Genomic DNA, 9,325 nt, shown 5'->3' on the forward strand with positions numbered 1-9,325 from the left:
CGTCGCGGAGCAGGAGCACGTAAGCGGCCGGTACCAGGGCGAACACCCCGCCAACGCTAGGCTGCCGCCGTGACGGGCTACGAGCAGGTCCAGACCACCGACGGCACGTTCGACGCCTACCGCGCCGGCCCGGACCGCACCCCCGCCCCCGGCGTCGTGGTGCTGCAGGAGATCTTCGGGATCAACGACAACATCCGCACTCTCGCGGACCGGCTCGCCGCGGCCGGCTACGTCGTGCTGGCGCCGGACATGTTCTGGCGGATCGAGCGGCGCTTCGAGCGCAAGGACGAGTCCGGGCTCGCCGACGGCATGGCGCGGGTCCAGCAGCTGGACTTCGGCAAGGCCGCGGGCGATCTCGCGGCCACGGTCGCCCACCTGCGCGCCCTGCCGGAGTGCGACGGCCGGGTGGGCGCGGTGGGGTTCTGCCTGGGCGGCACGCTCGCGTTCGTCGCCGCGGCCGTCGCGGCGCCGGACGCCGCGGTCTCGTACTACGGGTCGGGCACCGCCGGGCAGCTGGAGCTGCTGGAGCAGATCGCCTGCCCGCTGCTGTTCCACTACGGCGACGAGGACCCCTACATCCCGCAGGAGCAGATCACCGCGGTCGAGAAGGCGACGGTGGGCCGCCCGGACACGACGGTGCACCGCTACGCCGCGGGGCACGCGTTCTCCAACTGGGACGCCCCGTCGATGTACGACGAGGCCGCGGCGACGCTCGCGTGGGAGCGCACGCTGGCGTTCTTCGGGCGGCATCTGGCCCCGCACACCTGACCCGCCGGTAACCCGATCGGCGCGTGTGCCAGGCTCGGCCCATGCTGCTGTCGACCCAGCTCCAGTACGGCGACGACCCGATCTCCAACGTCGAGCAGGTGGTCGCCCTCGAGAAGGCGGGCCTGGACGTCGTGTGGGTCGCGGAGGCCTACAGCTTCGACGCGGTATCGCTGATGGGCTTCCTCGCCGCCCGCACGGAGCGGGTCCAGATCGGCTCGGGGATCCTGCCCCTCTACACGCGCACGCCCACGCTCACCGCGATGACCGCGGCGGGCCTGGACGCGCTCTCCGGTGGGCGGTTCCTCCTCGGGCTGGGCGCGTCGGGGCCGCAGGTGATCGAGGGCTTCCACGGCGTCGCCTACGACAAGCCGGTGGCGCGCACCCGGGAGACGATCGAGATCTGCCGCATGGTGTGGCGCCGCGAGCGCGTCGTCCACGAGGGGCTGTACACGCTGCCGCTACCGCCCGAGCGGGGCACCGGGCTCGGCAGGCCGCTGAAGCTGATCAACCACCCGAGACGCGCGGACATCCCGATCTGGGTCGCCGCCCTCGGCGACAAGAACCTCGAGATGACCGCGGAGCTCGCCCACGGCTGGCTGCCGCACGCGGTCGTCCCGGAGAAGATGCGCGAGGTCTTCGGCCCCGTCCTGGACGCGGGCTTCGCGAAGCGGGCACCGGAGCTCGGGCCGCTGCAGATCACCGGCGGCGGCATCCTCGCGATCGAGGAGGAGATGTTCGACCACGCCCGCACCCTCGCGCGGTCGCTCTACGCCCTCTACATCGGCGGCATGGGCGCTCCCGGCCGCAACTTCTACAACACGGTGTTCGCCCGCCAGGGCTACCCGGACGACGCGGCGCGCGTCCAGGAGCTCTACCTCGGCGGCCGCAAGGAGGAAGCGGCCGCCGCGATACCCGACGACTACATCGACAAGGTCACCCTGGTGGGACCGCCGTCACACGTCCGGGAGAGAATCGCTGCGTTGCGTGAGGCAGGGATCACGCATCTGCACGTCAACCCGGTCAGCCCCGACGCCCCGAAGGTCATGAGCCAGGTCAAGGAATGGATCTCCTGAGCGTGTCCCAGGTCCCGGTCACAACCTCGGACGAGGAACTCGGCCCGGACCAGTACCGGTTCGTCACCACCCACGCCTGGCGGCTGGGCACCTTCGCGACGAACGGGACGGTGCACGCGCATCTCCTCGAGCACGTCGTCACGCAGTGGGTGCCGGCCCGTCCCGAGCGGGACTGGCTGCTCGACCACCGCGTCACCGGCGCCGTCACGTGGCTGTCGGGTTCGCAGCGGGCGGCCGAGGAGGCCGGCTTCGATCCGTGCGAGGGTGTCCCGGTGGGCCGCTTCCGCGCCCCGTACGGCGACTTCCACGCCGAGTACGAGGGCCGCCGCCCCGGCAGGCGGACGGTCGGCTGGCACACCCCCACGCGCGAGTTCCTGTCGTCGCTGCCCCTGCGGCCGGATGCGCTCGTGGAGCGGCTGCGCGAGGACCACCCGCCCAGCCGGTACTCGGGGCCGTTCGTCGCCGCCGCGGCGGCACTGCGCACCTGCCTCGTCCCGGCCCGGCTGCGCGATGTGCTCTACGCCGCGCTGCGGCTGCTCCCCGCGGTGGCGCTCGTGTCGGAGGTGACGGACCTGGACGGCCGGGCGTGCCTCGCCCTGGTGCACGACGACGGACCCACCCGCACGGAGCTCCTGATCGACCCCGCGGACGGCCAGTACGCGGGCGAGCGGGACACGTTGCGCCGGGATTCACGGTGCGGGCTCCGCACCGGAACCATGATCAACACGACCGCGGTCCGCACCGCCGTCGTCGGTGATCTCGGGGAGCTCCCTGCTTGACCGGTTCTGTGGCCGACCAGACGACGACGGTGGTCGAGACCGGTCCGCCGGACGACTAGCCTGAGGCGGACCCTCCTGAACCGACCAAGGCGGTCCCAGCGTGTCCAGCAGTAGTACCTCGAGTCCTTCGAGCCAATTCGGTCCCAACGAGTGGCTCGTCGAGGAGATGTACAGCCGCTTCCTCGACGACCCGTCCAGCGTCGACCCCGCGTGGCACGAGTTCTTCGCGGACTACCGGCCCGATCCCTCCGCGGGCGATGCGGCGACCGACACGACCGCGTCGGCGGACGCGGACGAGGCCGGCGAGGACACGAGCGACAACGGCGCCGCCCCCTCGGCCGCGCGGCCGGGCCCCGCCCCGGAGCCCACGGCCGAGCCGGCCGAGCCCACCTCGCAGCGACGGGCGGCGGACGCGAAGGCGATGCCGGCGGGATCGGGCAACGGCGCCGGGGCAGCCGACGCCGCGGCGAAGAACACGGCGGCGAGCACCGCGACGAACACCGCGACGAACCCGGTGACGAGGACCGCGACGACGAGGAGCGCGGCGGGCAAGCCGGCTGCCGGCAGCACCTCGCAGGCCGCGAAGCCCGCCCCGACCGGGAGCAACGGGACCACCATCCCGCTGCGCGGCGCGGCGAACGCCGTGGTCAAGAACATGAACGCCTCGCTCGCGGTGCCCACCGCCACGAGCGTCCGTGCGTTCCCCGCCAAGCTGCTCGCCGACAACCGGGTCGTGATCAACAACCAGCTGCGGCGGACGCGCGGCGGCAAGATCTCCTTCACCCACCTCATCGGCTACGCCGTCGTGCAGGCCCTTGCGGACTTCCCGGTGATGAACCGCCACTTCGCCGAGGCCGACGGCAAGCCGACCGTGGTGCAGCCCGACCACGTCAACCTCGGGCTCGCGATCGACCTGCACGGCAAGGACGACCAGCGCACGCTCGTGGTCGTGTCGATCAAGGGCTGCGAGACGATGAGCTTCGCGCAGTTCTGGGCGGCCTACGAGGAGATGGTCCGCAAGGCCCGCGCGGGCAGCCTGCAGACTGCGGACTTCTCCGGCACGACCATCAGCCTCACCAACCCGGGCACGCTCGGCACGAACCACTCGGTGCCGCGGCTCATGCAGGGCCAGGGCACGATCGTCGGCGTCGGCGCGATGGAGTACCCCGCCGAGTGGCAGGGAGCGAGCGAGGAGAAGCTCGCCGAGATCGGCGTCAGCAAGATCATCACCCTGACGTCGACGTACGACCACCGGATCATCCAGGGCGCCGAGTCGGGCGACTTCCTGCGCCGCGTGCACGCCCTGCTGCTCGGCGCGGACGGGTTCTACGACAAGGTCTTCACCTCGCTGCGGATCCCGTACGAGCCGGTGCGGTGGATGCAGGACATCCCGGAGGGCGCGGTCGACAAGACCGCCCGGGTCATCGAGCTCATCGACGCCTACCGCACGCGCGGGCACCTCATGGCGGACACCGATCCGCTGAACTACCGCCAGCGCCGCCACCCCGACCTCGACGTCGTCTCGCACGGCCTCACCCTGTGGGACCTGGACCGCGAGTTCGCGGTCGGCGGCTTCGGCGGCAAGCAGCACATGAAGCTGCGCGACGTGCTGGGGATCCTGCGGGACTCGTACTGCCGCACCATCGGCACCGAGTACATGCACATCTCCGAACCCGAGCAGCGCGCGTGGTTGCAGGAGCGCATCGAGGTCGCCCACCAGAAGCCGACCGGCGCCGAGCAGAAGTACATCCTGTCCAAGCTGAACGCCGCCGAGGCCTTCGAGACGTTCCTGCAGACCAAGTACGTCGGCCAGAAGCGCTTCTCGCTGGAGGGCGGCGAGACCGTCATCCCGCTGCTGGACGCCGTGCTGGACAAGGCGGCCGAGTTCGAGCTGGACGAGGTCGTCATCGGCATGCCGCACCGCGGCAGGCTGAACGTGCTCGCGAACATCGTCGGCAAGCCGATCAGCCAGATCTTCCGCGAGTTCGAGGGCAACCTCGACCCCGGCCAGGCCCACGGCTCCGGCGACGTCAAGTACCACCTGGGCGCGGAGGGCAAGTACTTCCGCATGTTCGGTGACGGCGAGACGGTCGTCTCGCTCACCGCCAACCCCTCGCACCTCGAGGCCGTGGACCCGGTGCTGGAGGGCATCGTCCGCGCGAAGCAGGACATCCTGGACAAGGGCGAGAGCGGGTTCACCGTCCTGCCGCTGCTGCTGCACGGCGACGCCGCGTTCGCGGGCCAGGGCGTGGTCGCGGAGACGCTCAACCTCGCCCTGCTGCGCGGCTACCGCACCGGCGGCACCGTGCACGTCGTGATCAACAACCAGGTCGGCTTCACCACCGCGCCCGAGCACTCCCGCTCGTCGCAGTACTGCACGGACGTCGCGAAGATGATCGGCGCCCCGGTGTTCCACGTGAACGGCGACGATCCCGAGGCGTGTGTCTGGGTCGCCAAGCTCGCGGTGGAGTACCGCGAGCGCTGGCACAACGACGTCGTGATCGACATGCTCTGCTACCGGCGCCGCGGCCACAACGAGGGCGACGACCCGTCGATGACGCAGCCGTCGATGTACGACATCATCGACGCCAAGCGCAGCGTCCGGAAGCTCTACACCGAGGCGCTCATCGGCCGTGGTGACATCTCCGTCGAGGACGCCGAGCACGCCCTGCGGGACTTCTCCAACCAGCTGGAACACGTCTTCAACGAGGTCCGCGAACTGGAGAAGACCCCGCCGCAGCCCAGCCCCTCGGTCGAGCAGGAGCAGAGCTCGCTCACCAACCTCGACACCTCGGTGCCGCTGGAGGTGGTCCACCGCATCGGCGACGCGCACGTCGACCTGCCCGAGGGCTTCACCGTCCACCAGCGGGTCAAGCCCGTGCTGCAGAAGCGCTACAAGATGTCGCGCGAGGGCAGCGTGGACTGGGCGTTCGCCGAGCTCCTCGCCTTCGGCACGATCTGCATGGACGGGCGCATGGTGCGCCTGTCGGGCCAGGACTCCCGGCGGGGCACGTTCGTGCAGCGCCACTCGGTCGTGATCGACCGCAAGACCGGGGCCGAGTACTACCCGCTGCGCAACCTCAGCACGGACCAGGAACGCTTCCTGGCCTACGACTCGGCGCTCTCGGAGTTCGCCGCCGTCGGATTCGAGTACGGCTACTCCGTCGCCAACCCGCAAGCCTTCGTGGCGTGGGAGGGCCAGTTCGGCGACTTCGTCAACGGCGCGCAGTCGATCATCGACGAGTTCATCTCCTCCGGCGAGGCCAAGTGGGGCCAGACCTCCGACGTCGTGCTGCTGCTGCCGCACGGCATGGAGGGCCAGGGCCCGGACCACTCGTCGGGGCGCATCGAGCGCTTCCTGCAGCTGTGCGCCGAGGGCTCGATGACGGTCGTGGTCCCTTCGGAACCCGCGAACTACTTCCACCTGCTGCGCCACCACGTCCTGGACGGCGTGCGACGGCCGCTGATCGTGTTCACGCCCAAGTCGATGCTGCGCAACCGGGCCGTCGTGAGCCCGGTGTCGGACTTCACCGACGGCCGCTATCGCACCGTCATCGACGACCCGCGCTACCGGGAGAACGACAACCCGGCAGCGGACGTCGACCGGCTCCTGCTGTGCAGCGGAAAGATCTACTACGAGCTGGCGGCGGCGCGCGAGCGGCGCGGGATCACCGACACGGCGATCGTCCGGCTGGAGCAGCTCTACCCCTTCCCGTTGCGCAACCTCGGCGCGGTGCTGGACCGCTATCCGAACGCCGAGGAGGTGCGCTGGGTACAGGAGGAGCCCGCCAACCAGGGTGCCTGGCCGCACATCGGGCTGGAGGCGCCGGACAAGCTGCCCCGGATCGCCGGGATCAGGCGGGTGTCGCGGCGGCGCATGGCCGCTCCGGCCGCGGGGTCGTCGAAGGTCCACGAGGTGGAGCAGGCCGAGATCATCGCGCAGGCGTTCGAGGACTGAGGTCCGCCCGTCGAGAACGACGTTGCGCTGATCAACAGGGCGGTTTCGGCTGCACAACGTCGTTCTCGACGGCACGGGTCTGCCACGCTGCCCCCGTGTACTTCACCGATCGTGGGATCGAGGAGCTGGTCGACCGCCGCGAGGGCGAGCAGGTGAGCGTCGAGTGGCTCGCGGACCGGCTGCGGGTGTTCGTCGACCTCAACCCGCAGTTCGAGGACGCGGTGGAGCGGCTGGCCACGTTCCTCGCCCGCGACGACACGGACGACCTGGACGGCACGCTCGAATAGGCTGTTCAGCCGTATCTCGGTCGCCCGTTCGGGTGTTGTAGGAGGAAACGGCCTCCGGAGACACCCATGCGCCATCGACGCCCCCCGGCACGCTCGCTCGGCGCCGCCGTGCTGGTGGCGGTCGCGGTGCTGGTCGCGGTGCTGGCGGCCGCCATCCTGTCCGTGGTGCTGACCGGTGGGCGCGGGGAGTCCACGGGTACCGAGGGCGTCGTCGCGCTGGAGATCACCGCCGCCGACACCGACGGCGACGGGATCCCCGACGGAAGCCCCGTCGACTCCGGCACGCATGGGGCCGCCGAACCCCTGCCGCCCGGCGACACCGCGGCCGCCGGGGCGCCGCTCGCCGCCCGCGCCGATCCGCCCGCGGACGGTCCCGTCCCGGACGGGGCAGCCACCCCGATCGACGCCGTCCGCGGGTTCGTCGCCGCCCTGGCCCGCGGCGACACCGAGACCGCCTACCGGCTGATGCACCCGCGCTACCGCGCGGCGTTCGGCACGTACGCCGGGTTCGTCGCCCGGGCGCCGGTGGCCCGGTTCGCGCCGTTCGCGGTAATCGGCAGCGCCCGCTACCAGTCGACGGTGTTCGCGGAGCGGATCGACGACGAGACCGTGGCCACCGTCTCCACCTGCGGCGTGGTCCACCGGGACGGGGCGGACCGCACGGAGGCGCTCGCCGTCGTCGCCCGCCGGGGCGGCGAGGGCTGGCTGATCGAGGTCTCGGGCGAGGGTGGATCGGCGTTCCGGATGCCCGAGGCGCCGGGCGAGCGGGTCGCGGCGGGCGATCCGCTGCTGGTGTGGACCCCGGCCGGAGAGATCGCGGAGGAGATCGCGGAGGTGGTCGCCGTGCTCGACGGCGAGCCCGCCGGGACCACCGTCACCCCGCTCGCCGATCCCGCCGACACGGTCGAGATCCGGATCGGGGAGCGCACATCCGACGCCCGGCAGGCGCTGGTCGGCGTGCTGCGCGCGGACGGCTCCGTGGACGCGGTGGCGACGTTCCTCGGGTCGTGACCCGCTCCGGGCGAACCGGACCCGTCAGCCCCGGCGCATGCGCAGCGACCAGCGACTGCGGTGCAGCGCGGCGTGCAACGCCTCCGAGCGCCGGGCCAGCTCGGCGTCCAGGTGCGCCAGGCGGGCGAGCTCGTCGTCGAGGCGGTCCAGCGGGGTGGCGTCCGCGCCCGTCGCCGCCCGCGGCTTGGGCTGGAGCTTCAGCCAGGACTCCGACCACAGCGCCTCGAGAGCGGCCTCCCAGTGCAGTTCCACCACCGCCCGGCTGACGGTGGCGCTGCGGGCCGCGCGCTCGCGGGCCTCCTCCAGCTCGACGAGGCGCTTCCCGAGCTCGACGGCGCGGCGCCGGTCCTCCTCGCGCAGGCGATCTGCGGCCGCGGTGTGCTCGGCGGTCTTCTCCTTGTACTTGTTCGCGTACGGGCTGCCGTCGAAGCGGAGATGCTCGTGCACGGGGCCCTCGGAGGTCACCGGTCGATGGTAGGTCACGGCGCGCTCAGATCCGACCCTCCGTGGACGGCACGATGACCACCTCGGGACGGGCGTGCTGGGCGCGGTCGAAGAACAGCGCCCGGCCCGGACGCGGGGACCAGGCGAGGTTCATCCCCGGCAGCAGCGGGGTGAGGTCGGTGCCCTGGACGTCGAGCGCGACGACGACGCCCACGTCGTCGATGGAGGCCGACATCGACAGGAGCGAGCGCAGCCGCGCGATGCTGCGCCACCAGCCGAGGACGTGCACGCCGTTCTCCGGGCCGAACCGCAGCACCTGCCGCAGCGCCTCGACGCCCGCGCGGTCGAGCACAGGATCGGCGGCGTCCGCGCCGAAGACGACGACGAAGATCGGGGTGCGCGCGCCCTCGGGGTCCGGGCCGCCCGCCGCGGCCGTGGCCCGTGCGGTGACGGTGGCCGCCAGCTCGGCCACCCGGGCGGGGAAGTCCGCGAGACCGACGGTCTGCGGGGCGCGCAGCGGCGTCGTGAGCGCCTCGGCCAGGCGCGCCGCCGGCTCGCCGGACTCGGGCGCCAGCGGGGCGATGACGAGGTCGATCTCGCCCGCGCCGAACCGGTCCGCCAGCGAGATCGCGGCCGCGCCGAGGACGGGGACGGCGTCGGGCGCCGACGGGCCGACGACGGCCAGGTTGCGGGCGGGCACGTCGGGTATCGCGATCGTGGCGGGGCTGCCGTCGATGTCGATGCACTGGCCGACGACCAGTCGCGGCACGGCCCCGCCGTCGTCCACGCCGCGCAGGAGCGCGTCCACCTCCGGGGCGCGGCTGCCGTCGAAGAGCCGCGGCCGCGCCGATCCGCCTGCGCTGTGGCGCAGGTGGACGTCGCGGACCTCGGGCGCGAAGAGCCCGTCGGCCCAGGCGCCGTCCACGTACGCCTCGTGCAGGATCCGCTGGACGCGGTCCACGGTGCCGCGCGCGGTGGCGTCGGGGATGCGGGCGATCTCGTTGC

General features: G+C 72.2%; 7 protein-coding genes and 1 pseudogene. 6 read left to right on the forward strand and 2 right to left on the reverse strand.

Going from position 1 to position 9,325, the window contains the following annotated elements; all coding sequences use genetic code 11:
* Positions 1-69: 69 nt before the first annotated feature.
* The 6 genes from AB7J25_RS28595 (at position 70) to AB7J25_RS28620 (ending at position 7,876) form a co-directional block, all read left to right on the forward strand.
* On the forward strand, positions 70-768 hold the full coding sequence (locus tag AB7J25_RS28595; RefSeq protein WP_428514123.1) for a dienelactone hydrolase family protein: 699 nt from the start codon (positions 70-72) through the stop codon (positions 766-768).
* 41 nt (positions 769-809) lie between these two features.
* The gene (locus AB7J25_RS28600; RefSeq protein ID WP_428514125.1) at positions 810-1,841 is read left to right on the forward strand and encodes an LLM class F420-dependent oxidoreductase; all 1,032 of its coding nucleotides are present in this window, start codon (positions 810-812) and stop codon (positions 1,839-1,841) included.
* A 2-nt stretch (positions 1,842-1,843) separates the two neighbouring features.
* Positions 1,844-2,620 carry a hypothetical protein gene (locus AB7J25_RS28605; RefSeq protein WP_428514127.1) on the forward strand — a complete coding sequence of 259 codons (777 nt, stop codon included), beginning with the start codon at positions 1,844-1,846 and terminating at the stop codon, positions 2,618-2,620.
* A gap of 166 nt (positions 2,621-2,786) precedes the next feature.
* A complete protein-coding gene (locus AB7J25_RS28610) occupies positions 2,787-6,578 on the forward strand; it encodes a multifunctional oxoglutarate decarboxylase/oxoglutarate dehydrogenase thiamine pyrophosphate-binding subunit/dihydrolipoyllysine-residue succinyltransferase subunit (protein WP_428514129.1) in 3,792 nt (1,263 codons plus the stop codon).
* 95 nt (positions 6,579-6,673) lie between these two features.
* Positions 6,674-6,865 (forward strand): DUF6104 family protein, encoded by a 192-nt coding sequence (locus AB7J25_RS28615; RefSeq protein WP_428514131.1) that lies wholly within the window; start codon positions 6,674-6,676, stop codon positions 6,863-6,865.
* 66 nt (positions 6,866-6,931) lie between these two features.
* Complete coding sequence (locus AB7J25_RS28620; protein ID WP_428514133.1) at positions 6,932-7,876, forward strand: hypothetical protein; 945 nt, start codon at positions 6,932-6,934, stop codon at positions 7,874-7,876.
* A 24-nt stretch (positions 7,877-7,900) separates the two neighbouring features.
* Here the strand turns inward: AB7J25_RS28620 and AB7J25_RS28625 are convergent, their stop codons facing one another.
* Both AB7J25_RS28625 and AB7J25_RS28630 read right to left on the reverse strand, forming a co-directional pair.
* Positions 7,901-8,341 (reverse strand): hypothetical protein, encoded by a 441-nt coding sequence (locus tag AB7J25_RS28625; RefSeq protein WP_428514135.1) that lies wholly within the window; start codon positions 8,339-8,341, stop codon positions 7,901-7,903.
* A 25-nt stretch (positions 8,342-8,366) separates the two neighbouring features.
* Positions 8,367-9,325, reverse strand: a pseudogene (locus AB7J25_RS28630) (hypothetical protein); the annotation flags it as partial.

Origin of the sequence: Pseudonocardia sp., assembly GCF_050246655.1 — a bacterium.
Taxonomy (GTDB): Bacteria; Actinomycetota; Actinomycetes; order Mycobacteriales; family Pseudonocardiaceae; genus Pseudonocardia.

Coding starts and splice junctions, on each gene's coding strand:
- AB7J25_RS28600 (WP_428514125.1), top strand. CDS start 810: ATGCTGCTGTCGACCCAGCTCCAGTACGGCGACGACCCGATCTCCAAC.
- AB7J25_RS28620 (WP_428514133.1), top strand. CDS start 6,932: ATGCGCCATCGACGCCCCCCGGCACGCTCGCTCGGCGCCGCCGTGCTG.
- AB7J25_RS28610 (WP_428514129.1), top strand. CDS start 2,787: ATGTACAGCCGCTTCCTCGACGACCCGTCCAGCGTCGACCCCGCGTGG.